This is a genomic window from Shewanella sp. T24-MNA-CIBAN-0130, from assembly GCF_040310185.1.
Classification (GTDB): domain Bacteria; phylum Pseudomonadota; class Gammaproteobacteria; order Enterobacterales; family Shewanellaceae; genus Shewanella; species Shewanella psychromarinicola.
Window position 1 is genome coordinate 1 of sequence record NZ_JBEOPP010000481.1, and the last position, 247, is coordinate 247.

The following is a 247-nucleotide window of genomic DNA, read 5'->3' on the forward strand; positions in this document are numbered from 1 at the left end:
GGTTGGGTAAGAACTGATTACTTACAAGCCGAAATTGATGCCGGCAATTACAATCCTTTTGGCGGCACGATTAACTCAGCAGATGTAATTGATCGCATCACTACTAGCCTAGTAAGACAAGGTAAGTCGAGCATCACAGCTTATGATGCGAGTATTTCGGGCCATGCGTTTACTATCGCCGACCGCGATATCATGATGGCTGCAGGTGCAGAGTATCGCGAAGAAAGCGTTAGTGACGTGCCAGATG

The 247-nt window shown here is 47.4% G+C and carries 1 protein-coding gene; it reads left to right on the forward strand.

Going from position 1 to position 247, the window contains the following annotated elements; translation table 11 throughout:
- A partial coding sequence (locus AAEZ02_RS23195) for a hypothetical protein (protein WP_351125539.1) occupies positions 1-247 on the forward strand: 247 nt, incomplete at both ends.